We start from the raw sequence: 18,685 nt of genomic DNA on the forward strand, positions 1-18,685 counted from the left end.
CGCTGGAGTCCTCGCGCGTGGCGGCTGTCCACACCGGGTCGTACTGACTCTCGCGGCCTCGCATGTCGTCGTCTTGCGTGTGGCGAAAATCCGAGCGGACGCCGGCCACGGAGACACCAAAGCCGACGGCCGTGCGACGGTCCATTTGCGGGTCGAACGTGATGGTGAACCGTTCGGTATTGCCGAACCCGTCGCGCCGGGTGACCGCGCGGGCCAGCTCTTTCGGGTTGCGACGTCGCATCCGGGCGCCGACGTAGAGTGCTTCGGCGTCGTACGCGATGAAGACTTCCGTGGCCTCCGTGGGCGACCGCCCTTCATTGGGCTGGCGCTGCAGGAAGTCTTCGATAGGCGGAATCCGCGACCAAGCGTCGTCGTCCAAGCGACCATCCACGCGAGGGGCGCGCGACACACGGACCGCGCGGGCGACTTTGGGGGACGGCTGCGCGCCGAGTCGGCGTGAGGGCAGGCCGCAGATGGTCGCTACGACAATGGCGAGTGAACCGACGAAACGGATATGGCCAACGGAACGGGCCAGACAGATCACGAGAACTCAGTAGGGGCGGAAAGAGATAGACATTTGCACTACGCGGGCGCGGCCTCTCGCGTTCGAGAAAGCGGAAACCGGTAGCCGCCCACTGGTTTGGAACGGTGGCGGGGATTAGGTTCCCAAGTCTGTTCGCGGGTTTGGATTCCGCGACGGGATGTGGCGCAGCCCGGTAGCGCACCTGAATGGGGTTCAGGGGGTCGCAGGTTCGAATCCTGTCATCCCGATGTTACGTGAACGCATGAAGTACAACGATTTACGAAAGCACCCCAGCCTCGTCGCGATCATCGCTGGCGAGGCTGGGGTACGTTTGGGAGACGATCTTGAACGTCCCGCGCACCTTTCCGGGCGTCGCATCACCCAATCGGGTCGCCTTCGTCACTCTCAAGCTGCAGCGCGAACTGGTTTGTTAGGGGGCTGCCTGCATGCACTCTGGCTCGCCATTCCTGCGCCGTCCCCCGAAGGCGGCGTCAGGCGGGCGTCGGGATCAACACCCGTTCCGCGCGCGACCGTCGCGTCACTCACGTCAGGCAGCGCGGTCCGCAAGATCCCGTAGTTCACGAGATAGATGGCCAGGCTCTCCGTCACCAAGGCGTTGAGTTTGGGGGTGCCGAGCGCGAGGCCGGGCCTGAACTAGTCATTGATGCGGACGCACTGCTGCACCAATTCCAACCAGGCGGCGAGGAACGCGGTGATCTCGGCGAAGGTGGCGAGCTGACGGCGGGCGGGCTTCATCATGGCGACGCGGCAGCGGTGAGCCACACGAGCATCGCAGCCTGCTCGAATGACCGAACACTGGCTGAGCGGACACGATGACATCACCGAGGGCGCGCTCTGGCATGGAGACGGCCTTGAGATGGTTCGTGCGGTCGGTCAAGCTGCGACGCCCGTCCAGATGATTTTTCCCTCACCACCGTACGGCATCGGCAAGCCGTACGAGGAGGTGATGTCAATTTCACACTACGTCGCTTGGCAGACGGACGCAGCTTAGCACGTGCGCGCAATATCTGGCGCCGGGCGGCAGCATCGTGTGGCAGGTCGGAACGTGGGTGAATCGTCGCCGCGACGCCGTATACCCGCTCGACGTGCGCCTTTTCCCGGTGCTCGAGGACATGAGGCTCACCCCGCGCAGTCGCATTGTATGGACGCCACGACATGGGCTTCACGCCACGCGTCGCTTGAGCGGCCGGCATGAAAGCATGCTCTGCTTCACGAAGGATCGCGACGATGAGACATTTGATTTCCGTCTGGACGCGGTGCGCGCGCCGCAGCTCCACTCGGGGAAGCGCCATTACAAGGGAAGGAAGAAAGGAGAACTACGCTGCCATGAGCTCGGGAAGAATCCCGGCGACGCCTGGGACGACATCACCCCGGTGAAAGCGAATCATTTGGAGCGCACTGGGCACCCTGTGCAAATGCCGCTGGCGCTCGCCGAGCGCGTCATCCACATGACCACACAGCCCGGCGATCTCATTCTCGGTCCGTTTTCGGGGGCGTGCATCACAGTGGTCGCGGCGCGGATGCTGGGGCGTTCCGCCGCCGGTGCGGACCTGAACGCCAAGTATCTGGGATATGGCGAGTAGCGCCTTGAGCAACTTTCCGCCGGCACTCTGCCGCGGCTTCCGAGCGGTGCGGAGCGCGAGCGTGAAGCAGCGCGAAAACGGCGAGTGGATTAGGAGCGCGCGGGGTAGCGCGCGCCAAGGGGGGCGCGTGCCCGACGTCCGCGTGCCCGGCGTACGCGGCGATCAGCGCGGATCGGCCCGGTAAAGCAGCCGAGGATCGAAGGCGAAGGGTGCGCGGCTCACGAGCTGCACGCCGCGCATGGCCGGATGGGCCGGGTTCAGTAGGAGATTCGCCTCCGGGGGGATCACGACGGACGGGACCCAGACGCCGAGGCCGGTGCCCGACGCGATCCACGCATCCCCGCGCAGCCGACAGGCGACCGGGACGGCCGCGGCCCGCCACAGGGGTGGGAGCGCATCCGGCGCCCAGGCCTCGAGCGCCACATCCGGGAGCGCCAGCTCGAGCGCGACCAGATCGGTCGGCGCATCCTCCGGGTCGACGTGTGTCAGGTATTCGAGGGCGGCCAGTGACAAGGTCGCGGCCGCGTAGACCATCGCTGTCCCGATGCCGTTCCAGCGTCCCCCGTAGCGCCGGGCGCCCTCACCATCGAGCGCCGTATGCGGGTCGCGCGCGAGGCGCCACGCCCGGATCAGCCGAGCACTCCGTGGGCGATCCGGCCCAGCACCTGCTCGACGATTACGGCGCCCGCATCCGTGCCGAGGAGCGCAATCGGCACCTCACCATTCAGGGACCGATTCGGCTTCCCGAGCCACCGATACCCGCGCTCGCGCGAGCCCAACGTCTCCTCGGCAAAGGCCGCGAGCCGAGCGAGACGGGCCAGCTTGTCTGACTCGCCAGCAGACAGGACGACGTGTTCGCGGCGCTTTCGCTGGAGGGTGCGCTCATTCCCCACGACCTGATAGACGCGCCCCTGCGGGATGGCACTTTCGGCCAGGTGGGCAAGCACCGCGTCAAGCGAGCCCGACGGTAAACCCTCGGACACGGCCGCGGCTAAGGCCATATCCGACTCCACGCGGCGACCCAACACCTTCGTGCCGCCAAGGAAGGCGACCGTGCGCTCCAGTCCGGTCATGCTCGTAACTCCCGTCGAATGACGGTTCAAGGTAGCACAAATGGCGGGAACTGGCAACGGCCGTGTCTTGGGTCGCTCGGCACACCGGCGCTGCGTGAAGGTGGGGCGCGTAGACGCCGTGATCAGGCGCTGGAGCGGCGGCGACGCCGCCGGTGCCATCCGCGACCTCGACGACCGCCAGATAAGGCCCGAACGCCGCCGGAGTGAGGCACGTATCGTCGTGCGCAGGCCCGATGCCGTCCACGCGGCAAGGGACACACCCGGGAAACTGTCGCGCGAGTCAAGCGGCCGCCGCTGCCAGTGCGCGTAGCGGCGGGTGGGGACGTTGCTGTCCACCCGTTCGAGCGCGCGTCGATCCCCATTCCGAGTTTCCATCCGATGGCGTTGGCCGTCCGGAGGGGCCATGTCCACGACCGCGCAGTTTCAAAACGCCGCTCTTCAGGCCCTCGCCGCGCGGTCGTGGGCCTCTGTACGTGCGCGCTCACGGGCCTCTCTAACCATGCGGTCACGGCCGACCGGCTGCGCGAATACGATCAGCCGTGCCTCGCGGCGTCGCTGACGACAGCGCCCAGCGGAAGCCCAGCACGCCAGTGCGCGTTCCGTGCGCCGAGGTCCGCACGATCACGCTCGGCTCAACGCCCGCCGCAACGCCTGAGCCTCGAGGTCGCCGCGCAGCTTCAGCGAGGACCTGATGGCCTAGCGGCGTCATCTCATCGCCGCGACGGCTGTCGCTGCCTCCGCACACCATCCACTTCGCACCACTCGGACAGGTGCTTGGTCACGGACCACTCCACGTATTGCCTTCCTCTTCACTCTCCTCAATGAGCCCTCCTTCGTATATCACTCGCCAGCCGACATCACGCACGGGGCGAATTGCGGCGGAGCGGGTCCGGGCGTAACCCACGATGCGGCAGGGGATCGTCTCAAGTTCGGCAGTGACGTACGGTCGAACGGGAAGTGTGGTGTCGCGGCGAACAGCTTCGCGACGGGAACGGCGGATTTCCAGAGGCATGGCAGCGGACAGAGAACGGGGAGGGGTAGGGCTGCGATGGTCGTGGCCGCCTGTCGCGAGAGCCTCGCGGGAGAGATTGGCCTATCGCTGCCGGGCATCCTGAACCAGAGCATACGGGAGCTGTCCGCATCGCGCCGCTGTTGACACCCAGCTCGTCTCGCAACGGCATGCGCAGCCCGCCGACGCCGGCCGGGGCATAAGGTTGTGGGGTCGGCCACGACCGGCGCTCACCAATGCCCCATCGCTTTGCGACAGCACGTTTGGCCGCCCGGTGATGCGCCGCGCGGGGGACGATTGGGGGACGATCTTTTGTCCGGGGGACGATCTTTGTTTGCGTTTGCGCGCATGGGCTTCGCGAAGGCGCGAACGCAAACCTTTTAAAAGCATAGACTTACGGTTTACCGCGAAAGGTGCGTTGGTGACTGAGGAGCATGGGGTGAGGGGGTCGCAGGTTTGAATCCTGTCATCCTGATGCGTGGTGATCGGGTCCACGTGGCTCGTTCGTTGCACGCGTCGGTGATCACGCGCGTGAAACGCCGCGACGTTCGCCATCTCTCTGTCCCGAAGCAAGCCGATGCATGAGTCGCATGTAGGCCACGAGATGGCCTCCGGGCACGACAAGCACGCTGGGCACTCGGTCGCGATGTTCCGCGACAAGTTCTGGCTCTCGTTGGCGCTGACGATTCCTACGCTGATCTGGGGGCACATGCTTCCGAACGCGCTCGGCTTCGCACCGCCGATGTTCACGGGGGCGCACTGGATCCCCGCAATCTTCGGGACCGCACTCTTCGCGTACGGCGGCTGGCCGTTCTTGCGCGGTGCCGTGAACGAGATCCGAGACCGACAGCCCGCTATGATGACGCTGATTGCACTCGCCATCAGTGTGGCGTTTGTCTTCAGCGCCGCCGTCGCACTCGGCTTTCCCGCCATGCCGTTGTGGGAAGAGCTGGCCACGTTGATCACGATCATGCTGCTCGGCCATTGGCTAGAGATGCGCTCGATTGCGCAGGCGGAGGGCGCACTCGGCGAACTGGCCAAGTTGCTGCCAACGACGGCCGTCCGCGTGCAGGGCGAGGGCAGTGGCGAGAAAACGCAGGACGTGCCCATTGGCGACTTGCACGATGGCGACACGGTGCTGGTGCGACCGGGCGCCAATGTGCCGGCCGATGGTGTGGTGTTATCCGGCACCAGCAACATCGATGAATCACTGATCACCGGCGAATCCGCGCCGGTCGAGAAGGCAGCGCAAGCGAAAGTGATTGCTGGTACAGTGAACGGCTCCGGCTCGCTTCGTGTCACCGTGACCGGCACCGGTGACCGCACCGCGCTGGCCGGCATCATGCGCCTGGTGGCCGAGGCGCAGAAGTCGAAGTCGGGTGCGCAGGTTCTGGCCGATCGCGCGGCGTTTTGGCTCACGTGGATTGCACTCGGGTCCGGAGCCGTCACCTTTGCCGCGTGGATGCTGTCCGGTGCCACGCTCGCCACTGCCGTCGAACGACTGGTGACGGTGCTCGTTATCGCGTGCCCGCATGCGCTCGGTCTCGCGGTGCCGCTCGTACTCGCGATTTCGACGACGCTGGGCGCGAAGAACGGTTTGCTCATCCGCGACCGACGTGGTCTGGAAGACGCACGCAAATTGACGGCAGTGGTGTTCGACAAGACCGGAACACTGACACTGGGCCAGCATCGCGTCGTTGGCATACGGACTACCGCAGGGCTCTCCGAGGACGACGCCTTGCGTCTTGCCGCCGCCATCGAACGCGATGCCGAGCATCCCGTGGCACGTGCCATCGTGCAGAGCGCGGCGGATCGAAAGCTCGAGGTGCCGGCGGCCACGAACTTCACGGCGATTCCGGGTCGCGGTGTCCGTGCCACGGTGTCCGGCCGCTCACTCTCGGCGGGCGGGCCGAACCTTCTCGCTGAGCTCAATGCGGCACCATCTGCAGAACTCGAGGCCTTCGCCGCCGATGCTGCCGCACACGGGCAGGGCGTGATCTCGCTCGTCGAAGGGCAGGTGGTCCTCGCGACGTTTGCGGTGGCCGACGCCATCCGTCCGGAATCCGTCGAGGCCGTACAACAGCTGCAAGCCGCTGGTATCGAGGTGGTCATGATGACGGGTGACGCGCAAGCCGTGGCCGATTCCGTCGCGCGCGACCTTGGCATCACCACGGTGCTCGCGCAGGTGCTCCCCGAGGGCAAGGCGGCACTGATACAGAAACTGCAGTCGCAAGGCAAGCGCGTGGCGATGGTTGGCGACGGTGTGAATGACGCACCGGCGTTGGTGACGGCCGATGTCGGCATCGCGATCGGGGCGGGTACAGACGTCGCGGTGGAAGCGGGCGACATCGTGCTGGTGCGCAGCGATCCACGCGACGTGCCGCGCATCATCACACTCTCGCGCGCGACGTACACCAAGATGAGGCAGAATCTGTGGTGGGCGGCGGGTTACAATGTGATCGCGATACCGCTTGCCGCAGGCTTGCTGGCGCCATGGGGTATCCTGCTCACACCAGCCGTCGGTGCCGTGCTGATGTCGGTCAGCACCATCGTGGTGGCGCTCAATGCGCAGCTGTTGCGACGGGCGAGGTTGTCGTGATGATGGACTCGAGCTGATCGCGCCACCATTGCGGCTGTCGCAACGGAAGCTGATGGCCAACTCCCGGATATACGGGCATTTCACGATTCGGAGGTCGACTGAGCAACGCGGAGGGGAAAAAGAGGCAGGAGTGCATCCGGTAAAGGCCGAGTCCGCTTGTCACTGTCGCCGCGCGTTCATAACATCGCCGCACTATGAAAAATTCTGTCGTTGCGATGTCCGCAGCTTTTGCTCTGTGTGCCGCCTGTGCCGGACCGGATCAAGGCGCGCGCAACGCCGCCAATGTGCCGCTTGCTCCGGTGGTGACAGCCACCGGCGTCGCGTCGCCATCGTCGGCGCGTGTCGGAACGCATGTCGACACGACTTATGGTGTCGCGGTACCCGATCCGTATCGATGGCTCGAAGAGACCACGGCTGCAGAAGCGCGCACGTGGGTCGCGGCGCAGGAACGGTACGCGGCGGCGGTGCTCGCGCGTGGTATCGGACAGGACTCACTCACCACGCTATATGCGAATGTCTACCGCGACGCCCCGACCCTCGGTCGCGTTGTGGAGTTGCCTGCGGGTCTCACGATGACGCGTTGGCTGGGTGATGCGCCGTCGCTGTTCGTGGCTGCCGTCGATGCCAGCGGTGAACGACTGCTCATGTCGGCCGAGGCGATAACGAAAACTTTCAAGGGCAACATCCGCGAGATCATGCCGTCGTCGACCGGGCAGCTCCTCGCGATCGGCACCACGGCCGCCGGCGATTCGGGGGGCCGCGATCATGGTCATCGATGCGGCGACGGGCGCGCCACGTGCCGATCGTATTCCTGATCTGTTGACCACCACGAGCTCAACGCGGTATCAGGTCAATTGGCTGACGGCCGATAGCAGCGCGCCAGCCTTCCTGTATCCGCGGCTCTGGCCGGGAAGCGAAAGCGGACCGCTCGCCGATCGTCTCGCGCGTGGACGGATCTTTCTTCACCGAATCGGACGGCTGCAGTCCGCCGATGTCCCGGTGTTCGGCTATGGCGTGTCCCCAACGGTGTCATTCGCTCCGGAAGACCTGACGACGCGTGACTACGCGGCACCGGGGTCGCGATGGCTCATCGGCTCGGTGTACCGCGCTAGTAAAAATGGTCGGGAAGACTACGTCGCTCGGCGCACCGCGTACGACGCCACCGTGCCGTCGTGCATGCCCTTGATTGCTCTCGAGGATCGCGCGACGTACCCACAGCTCCGAAGAGACACCGCCTACGCGCTGCTGCGTCGCGATGCCGATCGCGGACGCATCGCGAAACGTGTGCTTGGTGACGGTCCGCTGCCGTCTGGGGACTGGGAGACCATCGTTCCCGAGCGGCGTGGCGTGATCGCCGCATTCAGTATCGTCGGTGACGCGCTGTACTTCACGGAGCGCGATGGTGGTGCGCTGTCGTTGTACGTGCTGCCGCCCGACGGGTCGGCGCCGCGGCTCGTGCCGTTGCCGCTGATCGGCACCGTGCGAATCGAGCCCCGCTCACCGGCGATGGACGGTGTGCTGGTGAGCGTCGAGTCGTGGGCAATACCGCCTCGCTGGTTCCACGTGTCTCGCGCCGGTACGATGGTGGAAGCGCTGCGCATTGACGACGGCGCGAAGATGTCCGCGTCACCGACACTCGTCAGCGATCGTCTCGAAGCCAAGTCGCGCGATGGAACCATGGTGCCGGTTTCCCTCGTGTATGATCGCGCCAAATTGCGCAGCGGCCGGCTCGATGGAACCGCGCCGCTTATGGTGGAGGCCTATGGCGGCTTCGCAGACGCACGGGACGCCACGTACGATCCGATGATGCAAGTGTGGACGGCGCTGGGCGGTGTGTGCGCGTACGCTCACGTGCGCGGAGGGGGCGAGCTTGGACACGCGTGGCACCGGGCAGCCATGCGCGAAACGCAGGTGCGCAGCGTCGAAGATATGATCGGAACTGCGGAAGCCCTGATTGCGCGCGGCTACAGTGCACCGGGGCGCGTGGCATTTCAGCGTATTTCGTTCGGCGCGGTGTTGGCCGGCCTCGTGCCCCTGTCCCGACCGGATCTGTTCGGGGCCGCCGTGTACGATGTAGGCGGCCCCGATGAAGTGCGCGCCCCTGCGCTCGATCCATCGGCGGCTCGCAACGTCGCCGAGATCGGGGACACTGATACGCCCGAGGGCATCCGCCTGCTGATGGCCGCCTCACCGTACCACAGGATTTCGGCGCGGCTCACTCATCCGGCGATGCTTACCACAGTGCGAAGGACGACTACAACTTCGGCACCGAGATTCTCGTGGCGAAGTATGTGGCGCGCTTGCAGGCATCGAATGCCGGCGATCGCCCTGTCACATAGGTGCGAACGGACGGCGGGCACCGCTGGCTCAGCTCACTCGCTCCCGAGTGGGCGGCACGGCAGACCGCGTTTCTGCTCTGGCAGCTTGGCGGTGAGCGCTATCAGCCGCCCGTCGTACGTCGGTGAGGGCGTCCTGCGTTTGGCCATGGCGTTTTCGGAAGCAGGATTTAGTCGTGCTGGCAGGTCGTGAATTGAAATTTTAATAGCAGGTGTATATTTACACTATAAAATTACTTATATTTATTTAATGATGATAAAAACACCCCTTTTCGACGTATCACCAGCACGGCTTGCCGACCGGGTCGCGTTAGCCTTGCGAGCCCGCCGCATTGCGGCTGGGTGGTCGCGCGCCGTCTTGGCCGAGCGCGCCGGGACGAGTGGCGACCTCATCAAGCGCTTCGAGACTTCAGGGCGCATCACCCTCGACCGGCTTCTTCGTCTCGCGATCGCGTTGGACGCGACGGCGGAGTTTGTTGCACTCTTTCCGGAACTGGCGCCGCAGTCCCTCGACGAGCTGGCGCAAGCTGCGGCGCGGCGCGGGCGGGTCTACGGTCGCCGCAGCGATGCCGGGAAACCACGCGGACCGCGGCATGCAACCGCGGGAACGCCAGCGTCGGCCTCGGTAGACGACGCATCCCACACGGCCAGCTAACGCTCGCCCATGCCTTCTCGCCGGCTCGACATCACGCTCGACTTCGGGATCACGCTGGACGGCCGTCCCGTTCCACCTCGCCCCCTCGGTGCTCTGCTGGAAAATGGCGCCCGTCTGCATTTCGCATACGACGCGACCTTCATCGCGCTCCCGCTGCCCGTGTCCCCACATGTGCTACCGGTCAGGGCAGGTGTCCACGCGCACCACGAGCGCGCGTTCGACTATGTCCCGGGGCTCATCGCGGATTCCCTGCCGGACGGGTGGGGGAAAACGGTGCAGGATCGTTCGTTCTCCAGTCTCGGAGTTCCGCGGGAGCGCATCAACGCCGTCGACCGGCTTGCCGCCATCGGCGCTGCTGGTATGGGCGCGCTGACCTTCACGCCGGCGGCCCCCCTCGATCCTGACGATGGGTCGACGGTGTGGCCGCTCGACCTCGACGCACTTGCCGCACAGGCGGGCCGAGTACTCTCCGGCAGCGCGGAGGAACTCTTGCCAGCACTGCGCGCCGCCGGTGGCTCCCCAGGCGGCGCACGCCCCAAAGTACTGGCGGGCCTCCGGGAATCCGGCTGTGGCGTCATCGACCTGATCGCCGGCGTGACGCCGGCCACCGTGACCGGCCGGGCTCCGGCCTTACCGTCGGAGTACGTCCCGTATCTGGTGAAGTTCGGAACACAGGACGATGTGCGATTATACGGGCGCGACGCCGGTGCGGTTGAGGAGGCATACGCACGCATGGCCCGCGCTGCCGGTCTCGAAGTGCCCGAGACACGACTGCTACACGCCGGGGATGGGGAGCGACACTTCGCGATCCGGCGTTTCGACCGCCACGGTGCGGGCGGGGTTGGCCGCCTGCACATGCATACGCTTGCTGGCCTCCTCCACGCGAGCCACCAGGAACCGTCGCTCGACTACGAGGCCTTTGTGCAGGCGACGAAGTGGCTGACTCGCGACCACGTCGCAACCGTGGAGGCTTTCCGTCGCGCGGTATTCAACGTGCTGGCCCACAATCGGGACGACCACACGAAGAACTTTGCGTACCTGATGGACTCCGCGGGCAGGTGGCGGCTCGCGCCCGCGTACGATCTCACGTTCAGCACCGGTCCGAACGGTCATCACACGACGAGCGTGGCTGGCGAGTCGCTGGCACCGACCGAGACTCACCTCGCGTCGGTCGCGGAGGCCGGAGGCGTGCACCCGCGCGAGGGTCGCGAGGTGCTCGAGCAGGTCGGTGACGCGGTGGGTCGATGGCCAGAGTTCGCGGGTGAGGTCAACGTGGCCTCAACAGTGTCCCAGCGATTTACTGAGACCTTCAACCGTGTCCGCCGCGACGTCCTGCCGACAAGCACCGCGCGGCGGGCGCGAGCTCGTCACCGGCGTTCTTGATGATGACTTGGTGCGTACGTCTACGACCGTACGGGACTGCGGTGAGAATGGCCGATCGCTGCATGCTGCTCCGGGAGAAGTGCATCACCTGCGCATCCTCGAAGTTGAGCTTCTCTCGCAGTGCGGCCAAGTAAACGGCGTCGTGCAGATCCTGCCCGGGTTGGTGTTCCAGCGTGACTGACTACGCGAAGGTGGGGACTTTTCGTACGTCGCAAGTAGCGTCGCGCGATGCTGTTGCTCACGGTGAGCGCGCGTGTATGCACGCGTGTATGCACGCGCCGCCGATTGACGCCTCCTCGGCGGCGAACGCGCTCCACGACCGGCGACCACAGAAAGGCCGCCTCCCTGCGCGGGAAGCGGCCCTTCGATTCACCAGATCAACCCCGAGAGGTCACCAAGCCTCCGTGACCCCCGGCGCTATCGCCTTACGTGCGGGGGATGTTGAGGTTGTTGTCCGTTTCCTGAAGCGGCAACGGCCAGCACGTCTGGTTGCCGATCTGCGCGAATCCGGCCTTGAAGTACGGAGCACCCGGCACCGGCAGATTCAGCACGTTCGCCGGGCGGCGGCGGGAGTCTCCCATCCGCTTGGCCTCGAGGTAGAAATCACGTCCCTTCTGCTCGAGGAACTCGGTCAGCACCGCGGTGGCCGTCTCAGCACCGGCATAGGCCGGCTGGTTGTTCGCGGTCCGGCGAGCGCCAATGAACGCCAACTGCGCGGCCGTGCCGGTGGCTTCCGCCTCGATGTAATCGGCTTCCAACTTGGACGCCAACCGCAACGGGGTGTTGAACGCCGGGTACTTGTCCTGAATGAAGAAGGGGCCGCTGGCGGGATCTTGCGGCGCGAGGTTGTGTTGTGCTGGCGACCTGAAGCGGATGCGCGGGTCATTTGCGATCCGGTAGGCAGGTGCCACCGTGATCGATCCACGATCGAGTGTGAACTGCCACAACCGATTGCCCAAGCGCGTCCGCTGCGCCGGGTCGTCGATCGTGCCGATGTTGAACACGAAGCCCGCCGGTACCGCACGCGCCGCCGCGATCGCCTCGGCCGTGCGCCCAGCCTGCAGCTGTGCACGGGCCAAGCCGACCCGCGCGATGTTCGCCAGTTGAATACCATCCGCCGAGGCGTTTGCCGTTCCGACGGAAATGGCCTGCGCGAATGAGGTCACCGCCGAGTCCAACATCTGCGCCGTGGTCAGCAGACCACCGCCATTCGACACGCCGACGCAAAAGCTCTCCGCCATGTACACGAAGCTGAGGCCTTTGAAGGCGGCCGCTCGGGCGTACGACAGATTGCTGGTCGGTGTGGGCAGCGTCAGGTTGAGCACCGCCGATGCCGATGACAGCGCGACAGAAATCGGCTGCCACACGTCGGTGTTGTGCGAACCATTCGTGTTCAGCACTTCACGCCGGCCGTATTCGTTGCGCGTGGGGAATGTTTCCGCCACGAGTGTCTCTCCGACCATCCACGATTGGTACATCGCATACCAGCCATGAGCCACCGCGAAATTCTGCTGAGCAGACGCGGCCAATGTGGCGGCATCGTTGACCGGATCGATGGCCGACGCGTTGATGACGTTCGGATTGGAGACCGTAAGAAAATCCGAGCAGCCGGCAAGGCTCAGCCCAGAGAGCGCGACGAGAGCGCCGCGCCGCACGACACGTTGCATGGGAATCATGAGATGAGCGCTCAGAAAGTGAAGTTGGTCTTGAACACGAGGCGGCGCGGATTCGGCTGCGTCAGGAATTCTTCGCGTGCGAACTGGTTGCCGGCGGCGGAGGTCACTTCAGGATCCGGACCGAGGTAGTCCGTCCACAACGCCAGGTTCTGGCCCGCGAAGGTGATCGTACCGCCCGTGATCGGTCCGAGCTTCGATGTGAGGCTCTTGGGAATCGAGTACGACACGGATACTTCACGCAGGCGGATGAAGTCGCCCTTCTGAATGTACGCTTCGCGAACTTCGTTCACGGTGGTCGGCGTTCCGTTCTGCTGGACGAATGCCGGCTGGCCCGGTGTGTCGTTCCCGTATCGCCGCAGCCGCTCGCGGCGGGACAACTTCGTAGGATCCAGGCGGTTGTCGCTGCGAATCAGCTGTGTCTCGCGGAAGAAGTCCGTGTTGTTGTACACGTTGAAACCAGTCTTCGCATCGAGAAGCGCCGACACGCGGAAGTTCTTGGCGACGGTAAAGGTGTTCGTCAGGTTCCATTCACGCGTCGGCAGAATGTTGCCGAACGATTCCAACGTGTCGGCCACCACGACCCGTCCCGTGGTTTCGTCGATGGAACGAATCGTTTTGGTGACGAACGTGCCCAATTGGAAGCCCTTGGTGAAGCGATTCAATGTACCGAACGCATTGACGCCACCGAGGCTCACGAGCTCGTTGTTAAGCGTGTTGCCGCCAAAGCGCACTTCCCACTCGAGGTTGCGCATCCGGAGGACCCGCGCGGTGATCGAGAGCTCAATGCCGCTGTTCGAGACTTCGCCGATGTTCGCAAACGGATTGGCCAGGTAGCCAAGCGACGGTGGCAGCTGACGCGCCAACAAGAGGTCCTTGGTGTTCTTGTTGAAGTACGTCACTTCGGCATTCAGCCGATCACCGAAGGTGGTGAGGTCCATACCGAACTCGAGTTCCGTCCCACGCTCGGCCTTCAGGGAGTCATTGCCCGGATTGAGCGGAATGGCACCAGCCTGCGACGAGCCCGTGATCGCGAACGGCGCGGCCGAGAAGGTCGTGAGCGAGGCGCCGGGCGTCGGCGCCCGACCCGTGGACCCCCACGCCGCGCGGAGGCGAACTTGCGGCAGGATGTCCGCCAGACCGTCGAAGAAGCGCTCTTCGGAAATCACCCAGGACGCACCGATCTTCGGAAGGAAGAACGACGGAGCGCCTTCACCAAAGGACGAGTTCTGATCGATGCGCGCGCCCAGTTGAATGAAGCGACGGTCCTGGTTGCTGAGCTGCAGTTCACCGAGGTATCCGAGCGCCTTCTGCTCGGTGAAGCTCTGACCACCCGTTCGGGTGGACGCGTTGTCTATGCTGTTGGCCGCATTGGTGGTGAAGCCGAATCCGTTGGCCGATTGCACATCGGTACGGGAGATCACGGCCTGAAAACCGCCCGAGAAATTCGCGCCGAACTGGCCGTCCGCACCGAAGCTCCGGCGCATGCTGCCGAGGTAGTCGATGGTGAATCGGTCAGCACCGACACGCGTCTGCGTGTTGTCGCCCGTGTTCAAATTACCGGCATATTGCTGCGGGGCATTGCGCGGGAAGAAACGCGTGATTTCATCGCGGGCAAGGTCGGCACCGACTATAAAGCGATTGGAAAGCCACGACGTGGGCTGGTAGTTCGCGGCCACGGTGAACTGCGAACGACGCGTTTCCACGGCGTTTTCAATCCCCTTGATCGCATCGAACTGGCGCGCAAAGCCGAACCAACCATCCTGACCGGGCAGGCCGTCGTCGCGACGCGTGGTCGGTGAACCAAGCAGCGCGCCACCGAGCCAGCCATAGATGTTGTTGTCGTTGTCCGGCTGCACCGTCTTCGATTGGAGAACGTTGAAGCCGATGTCCAGTTTGAATCGGGCGTCCGGGACCAGGTTCACATTGGAGCGGAAGCCGATGCGCGAGAACGCGTTGTTCGGGAGCGTGCCTTCTGTCTTGTCAGACGTGGCGCTCACGAAGTAGCCGTAGTTGCTCCCACCGCCACGACCGGTCCAGCCGATGTTGCGCTCACTGCCGTTCTGGAATGCGGCCACGCGGTCCAGCGGATTGTCCTGAACCAACGCGTTGAGCGCTTGGCCACGACAGAGCGGGTTGGTGCTCGTGGATGCGATGAGCGCCGCTGTGCAGTTGCCGAAGTTCGCGGGCGGCGTCCAGTTCTGATCGATGGTCGACGCGTCCATGCGCAGGGTTTGCGCGAACGAGTTCGATCCAACTTTGCCCTTCTTGGTGATGATCTGGATCACCCCGGCCGAAGCGTCGGCGCCGTACAGGGTGGCGGCCGCCGGGCCCTTCACCACTTCGATGGACTCGATGTCGTCGGGGTTGAGGTCGTTCAATCGGTCGGTGAGCTGTCCGCCGACGCCTGCGGACGGCTGGGCCTCCGATACGCGGATACCGTCGATGAAGATGAGCGGCTGATTCGACAGGCTGATCGAGGAGGCACCGCGAATGCGGATCTGCCGCGACGAGCCGGCCGTGCCGCTGGACTGATTGACCGAGACGCCAGGCAGCCGCGACTGCAACACCTCCCCGATGTTCGAGACCGGCGCAGTCCGCGCAAGATCGCCCATCGGAAGGGACGCCACGACGGCAGCCTGGGCCCGACGACTGGTGTTGCCCGTCACACCCGTTACGATGACGTCCGACAACGTGGAGACGGTGGCCGTCAACACGAAATTCTTCGTGACGCGCTGCCCAGCGGCTACGCGAACTGTGTCGTTCCTGGCTCGGTAGCCGATGCGTTGCGCGGACAGTGAGAGAAGGCCTGGCCGGATGTTGGCCACGACATACTCGCCCTTGTCATTTGTGATACCAACCAGCGTGGTTCCGCCAACGATAACGGTGGCACCCGGGACTGGTGCACCGCTGGCCGCATCCGTGACGGAGCCGGCCAACGTCCCAACGGCAACGCTACCCTGCGCGGCAACGCCGCGTGGGTCGAACGTGGCGGCCGCGACGACTACTGCCACCAATGCGGGCAATTGAGTTCGGAGCACCCTTAACATGAAGCAACCGTCCTGAGGAGGTGAGATGACCCTCGGAATTCGCTCCGTCCCGGTTCCTGTACGAAGAGCGGGGACGAACTGACAGAAAAGAGGGTCCTGAAAGCATACGAGTAGGGACGGGCCAACCGCCAGTGCTAAGATATCGTCACTTGTTCGTGACGAGGGGGCGGCGATCGCATGCTCATGGTCCGCCCTGCAAATTGCTGCGGGCGCACCGGAATCTCGCCAGCTCGCGCGACCGCAAATTCATTGCAATTATTGCCGGACATTTGTGCTACTCGGCGTCCACGCTGAGAGTACGGACGTGGGTTGAGACGGGCGCCGTTCCGCTACCGCCGCGAAATCGCCCCGACCCAACGGCTCGTATTCCCGCGGCCGTCCACCCACGACACGATCAGCCGACACTCCGTCGGCCCCGGCGACTGCGCGATGTCGAGGCAGACTTCCTTCCCGGGGCCGAGCACCCGCGGCCGGGTGCCTTCCAGCCAATCGGTTCGGTCTTCCTTCTCGGCCATGAACTGAATGCTGAGTTCCAGCGCGACCTCGTCACCGACATTCTTGATCGTGACCTGGCGGGTACGGCCACGACCGTGCGGGACTGCGGTGAGAATGGCCGAACGCTGCATGCGGCTCCGGGAAGTGAAGGAACCGAAGCCTAGTCGTCAGGGATGCAGATTGGCGATGGCCGCGGTGAGATCGCTCTCGGTGCTGGTGCCGATCACGGTACCACCACCCTGCGCGAGTACGTCGGTCGCCCGCTCCACGTCGTGGTCGGCCACCAGCAATACGAGCATCGAGCTGTCGGGCGCCAGTCCCTCGCCCATCTGTTTGAGTTGGGCGTCCGGAAATCCGCGGTCGATGAAGTACGCGGCCAGCGCACCGCCGGCGGCGAGGGTGATGGTACCGACCCCGGGCAACAGCAGGCCGGCGATGGCGCCCACGAGGGCACTCTTGCCGATGCCCCAGTCCTGAGACTCCGTAAATTGCACCTCGCCGCCGTCGTCTCGGGTCACCACGGCAGTGTTGCCCATACCGATCGAGGCGCCTCTCAAGAGGTCCAACGTACTCTTTGCGCCATTGGGCGTGGTAAAGCTGGCAACGACAATGCGACGGGCCACTTCTTCGGCCATAGGTGCTCCGGTGTGTACGTGAGTGAGTTGCATCGTCCGTTCCGCGCATGCCCGGGGATCGTACCCCGCAAATCCCTTGCCGACTCATCATCCGGCGCAATCCGGACGATACTCGAAGCCATGCGTACCCAATTCGTCATCGTATCGGTCGCCCTGCTGCTCACCGTTGCGGCGGCCTCCACGCTGTGGCCACCGGCATGGCTGGCCTTGTTCATCCTCTTGCCGCTGATCGGCCGCGGCGTGGCCGACATGCTACAAACCAAGCAGGCAATCAAGCGCAACTTTCCGCTCCTCGGACACGCGCGATACCTGCTGGAGATGATCCGGCCCGAGATCAACCAGTACTTCATCGAGTCGAACGGTGACGGCAAACCTTACAGCCGCAACGATCGGTCGCTGATCTATCAGCGCGCCAAGGGTGAGCTGGATACGCTCCCCTTCGGCACCCAGAAGGACGTGTACGCGACCGGCTACGAGTGGATCAATCACTCGCTCGCACCGGTGCATCCTGACGATGCGCACGCCCGCGTGACGGTGGGCGGACCCGATTGCACGCAGCCATACTCCGCTTCGGTGTTCAACGTGTCCGGCATGAGCTACGGCTCACTCAGCAAGAATGCGGTGCTCGCGCTCAACACCGGCGCGAAGATGGGCAACTTCGCGCACAACACCGGTGAGGGTGGCCTCAGTCCGTATCATCTCGAGCCCGGCGGCGACATCATCTGGCAGATCGGCACCGGCTACTTCAGCGCGCGCGATCGGCAGGGTCGATTCAGCGAGGCGGAATTCGCGAAGCGTGCCACGCTGCCGAACGTGAAGATGATCGAGATCAAGCTCTCGCAGGGCGCCAAGCCCGGTCACGGTGGCATCCTCCCGGCGTCGAAGCTCACGCCGGAGATCGTCGAAATCCGCGGTGTCGAACCCGGCCACGACGTGATCTCTCCGCCCACCCATTCTGCGTTCTCGACGCCAACGGAGCTGTTGCAGTTCGTGAAACGGCTGCGCGACGCGTCGGGCGGCAAACCGATCGGCTTCAAGCTGTGCGTCGGCAAGCGCCACGAGTTCCTCGGCATCATCAAGGCCATGATGGCTACCGGTATCACGCCTGACTTCATCACCGTCGATGGTGGCGAAGGAGGCACGGGCGCCGCCCCCCTCGAGTTCTCCGACTCGGTCGGCACGCCGCTGAACGAAGGGCTCTCGTTCGTGCACAATGCACTCGTGGCCACCGAACTGCGCGACCGCATCCGCGTGATTGCATCGGGGAAGGTGAACACCGGCTTCTCGATGGCCACCAAGATCGCCCTCGGCGCCGACATGTGTAACGCCGCCCGTGCCATGATGTTCGCGATCGGCTGTATTCAAGCGCTTCGCTGCAACAGCAATCAGTGTCCCACCGGTGTGGCCACGCAGGATCCCGCACTCGTGGGTGGTTTGCACGTGGGCGACAAGTCGCATCGGGTCGCACGCTATCATCGCGAAACGGTGAAGAGCTTCTTCGAAGTGCTGGGGGCGGCGGGGCTGCAGCGACCGCAGGATCTCAAGCCGTGGTTCATCATGAAGCGCGTCAGCGCCATGGAGATCCGCAGCTATGCCGACATCTACCCGCAGCTCACCGTCGGACAGTTGTTCACCGATCCGTCCACGACG

Annotated in this window: 14 protein-coding genes, 1 tRNA gene and 1 pseudogene; 9 read left to right on the plus strand and 7 right to left on the minus strand. The window is 64.7% G+C overall.

The genetic code is table 11. The annotated features are described in order from the left end of the window. Window positions 1-544: pseudogene (locus ACESNG_RS04575) on the minus strand (carbohydrate binding family 9 domain-containing protein); the annotation flags it as partial. Between the two features lie 153 nt (window positions 545-697). Here ACESNG_RS04575 and ACESNG_RS04580 point away from each other — a divergent pair. From ACESNG_RS04580 to ACESNG_RS04590, 3 genes are all read left to right on the plus strand, one after another. Further along, a tRNA-Pro gene (locus tag ACESNG_RS04580) sits at window positions 698-771 on the plus strand. 557 nt (window positions 772-1,328) lie between these two features. Then, on the plus strand, window positions 1,329-1,535 hold the full coding sequence (locus ACESNG_RS04585; RefSeq protein WP_373065559.1) for a hypothetical protein: 207 nt from the start codon (window positions 1,329-1,331) through the stop codon (window positions 1,533-1,535). Between the two features lie 37 nt (window positions 1,536-1,572). Continuing rightward, a complete protein-coding gene (locus ACESNG_RS04590) occupies window positions 1,573-2,127 on the plus strand; it encodes a DNA methyltransferase (protein WP_373065561.1) in 555 nt (184 codons plus the stop codon). A gap of 162 nt (window positions 2,128-2,289) precedes the next feature. Here ACESNG_RS04590 and ACESNG_RS04595 read toward each other — a convergent pair whose 3' ends face one another. Then, window positions 2,290-2,760 (minus strand): RES family NAD+ phosphorylase, encoded by a 471-nt coding sequence (locus tag ACESNG_RS04595; protein WP_373065565.1) that lies wholly within the window; start codon window positions 2,758-2,760, stop codon window positions 2,290-2,292. Then, window positions 2,757-3,200, minus strand: coding sequence for an antitoxin Xre/MbcA/ParS toxin-binding domain-containing protein (locus ACESNG_RS04600; protein WP_373067988.1), 444 nt, complete (start codon window positions 3,198-3,200; stop codon window positions 2,757-2,759). Before ACESNG_RS04600 ends, ACESNG_RS04595 begins: the two co-directional genes overlap by 4 nt. A gap of 1,613 nt (window positions 3,201-4,813) precedes the next feature. Between ACESNG_RS04600 and ACESNG_RS04605 the strand changes: the two genes are divergently transcribed. From ACESNG_RS04605 to ACESNG_RS04625, 5 genes are all read left to right on the plus strand, one after another. Next, the gene (locus tag ACESNG_RS04605) at window positions 4,814-6,808 is read left to right on the plus strand and encodes a heavy metal translocating P-type ATPase (RefSeq protein ID WP_373067990.1); all 1,995 of its coding nucleotides are present in this window, start codon (window positions 4,814-4,816) and stop codon (window positions 6,806-6,808) included. Between the two features lie 215 nt (window positions 6,809-7,023). Further along, the gene (locus ACESNG_RS04610; protein WP_373061209.1) at window positions 7,024-7,623 is read left to right on the plus strand and encodes a hypothetical protein; all 600 of its coding nucleotides are present in this window, start codon (window positions 7,024-7,026) and stop codon (window positions 7,621-7,623) included. Next, window positions 7,574-9,337, plus strand: a complete 1,764-nt coding sequence (locus ACESNG_RS04615; protein ID WP_373067992.1) for a prolyl oligopeptidase family serine peptidase — start codon at window positions 7,574-7,576, stop codon at window positions 9,335-9,337. Before ACESNG_RS04610 ends, ACESNG_RS04615 begins: the two co-directional genes overlap by 50 nt. A gap of 57 nt (window positions 9,338-9,394) precedes the next feature. Continuing rightward, window positions 9,395-9,799, plus strand: coding sequence for a multiprotein-bridging factor 1 family protein (locus ACESNG_RS04620; RefSeq protein ID WP_373061213.1), 405 nt, complete (start codon window positions 9,395-9,397; stop codon window positions 9,797-9,799). 9 nt (window positions 9,800-9,808) lie between these two features. Beyond that, window positions 9,809-11,182 carry a type II toxin-antitoxin system HipA family toxin gene (locus tag ACESNG_RS04625; protein WP_373067994.1) on the plus strand — a complete coding sequence of 458 codons (1,374 nt, stop codon included), beginning with the start codon at window positions 9,809-9,811 and terminating at the stop codon, window positions 11,180-11,182. A gap of 425 nt (window positions 11,183-11,607) precedes the next feature. Here the strand turns inward: ACESNG_RS04625 and ACESNG_RS04630 are convergent, their stop codons facing one another. From ACESNG_RS04630 to ACESNG_RS04645, 4 genes are all read right to left on the minus strand, one after another. Next, window positions 11,608-12,858: a hypothetical protein gene (locus ACESNG_RS04630; protein WP_373061217.1), complete on the minus strand. Its 1,251-nt coding sequence runs from the start codon at window positions 12,856-12,858 to the stop codon at window positions 11,608-11,610. An 11-nt stretch (window positions 12,859-12,869) separates the two neighbouring features. Then, on the minus strand, window positions 12,870-15,869 hold the full coding sequence (locus ACESNG_RS04635; protein ID WP_373067996.1) for a SusC/RagA family TonB-linked outer membrane protein: 3,000 nt from the start codon (window positions 15,867-15,869) through the stop codon (window positions 12,870-12,872). Window positions 15,870-16,234: 365 nt separating this feature from the next. After that, window positions 16,235-16,531 (minus strand): hypothetical protein, encoded by a 297-nt coding sequence (locus ACESNG_RS04640; RefSeq protein ID WP_373061221.1) that lies wholly within the window; start codon window positions 16,529-16,531, stop codon window positions 16,235-16,237. 36 nt (window positions 16,532-16,567) lie between these two features. Beyond that, window positions 16,568-17,035 (minus strand): DUF1269 domain-containing protein, encoded by a 468-nt coding sequence (locus ACESNG_RS04645; RefSeq protein ID WP_373067998.1) that lies wholly within the window; start codon window positions 17,033-17,035, stop codon window positions 16,568-16,570. A 120-nt stretch (window positions 17,036-17,155) separates the two neighbouring features. Here ACESNG_RS04645 and ACESNG_RS04650 point away from each other — a divergent pair. Beyond that, window positions 17,156-18,685, plus strand: a 1,530-nt coding sequence (locus ACESNG_RS04650; protein WP_373068000.1) for an FMN-binding glutamate synthase family protein, incomplete at its 3' end; no start/stop codon positions are given.

Origin of the sequence: Gemmatimonas sp., from assembly GCF_041689975.1 — a bacterium.
Taxonomy (GTDB): Bacteria; Gemmatimonadota; Gemmatimonadetes; order Gemmatimonadales; family Gemmatimonadaceae; genus Gemmatimonas.

Coding starts and splice junctions, on each gene's coding strand:
- ACESNG_RS04585 (WP_373065559.1), top strand. CDS start 1,329: ATGACCGAACACTGGCTGAGCGGACACGATGACATCACCGAGGGCGCG.
- ACESNG_RS04600 (WP_373067988.1), bottom strand. CDS start 3,200: ATGACCGGACTGGAGCGCACGGTCGCCTTCCTTGGCGGCACGAAGGTG.
- ACESNG_RS04605 (WP_373067990.1), top strand. CDS start 4,814: ATGGCCTCCGGGCACGACAAGCACGCTGGGCACTCGGTCGCGATGTTC.
- ACESNG_RS04610 (WP_373061209.1), top strand. CDS start 7,024: ATGTCCGCAGCTTTTGCTCTGTGTGCCGCCTGTGCCGGACCGGATCAA.
- ACESNG_RS04615 (WP_373067992.1), top strand. CDS start 7,574: ATGGTCATCGATGCGGCGACGGGCGCGCCACGTGCCGATCGTATTCCT.
- ACESNG_RS04620 (WP_373061213.1), top strand. CDS start 9,395: ATGATGATAAAAACACCCCTTTTCGACGTATCACCAGCACGGCTTGCC.
- ACESNG_RS04625 (WP_373067994.1), top strand. CDS start 9,809: ATGCCTTCTCGCCGGCTCGACATCACGCTCGACTTCGGGATCACGCTG.
- ACESNG_RS04630 (WP_373061217.1), bottom strand. CDS start 12,858: ATGATTCCCATGCAACGTGTCGTGCGGCGCGGCGCTCTCGTCGCGCTC.
- ACESNG_RS04640 (WP_373061221.1), bottom strand. CDS start 16,531: ATGCAGCGTTCGGCCATTCTCACCGCAGTCCCGCACGGTCGTGGCCGT.
- ACESNG_RS04645 (WP_373067998.1), bottom strand. CDS start 17,035: ATGGCCGAAGAAGTGGCCCGTCGCATTGTCGTTGCCAGCTTTACCACG.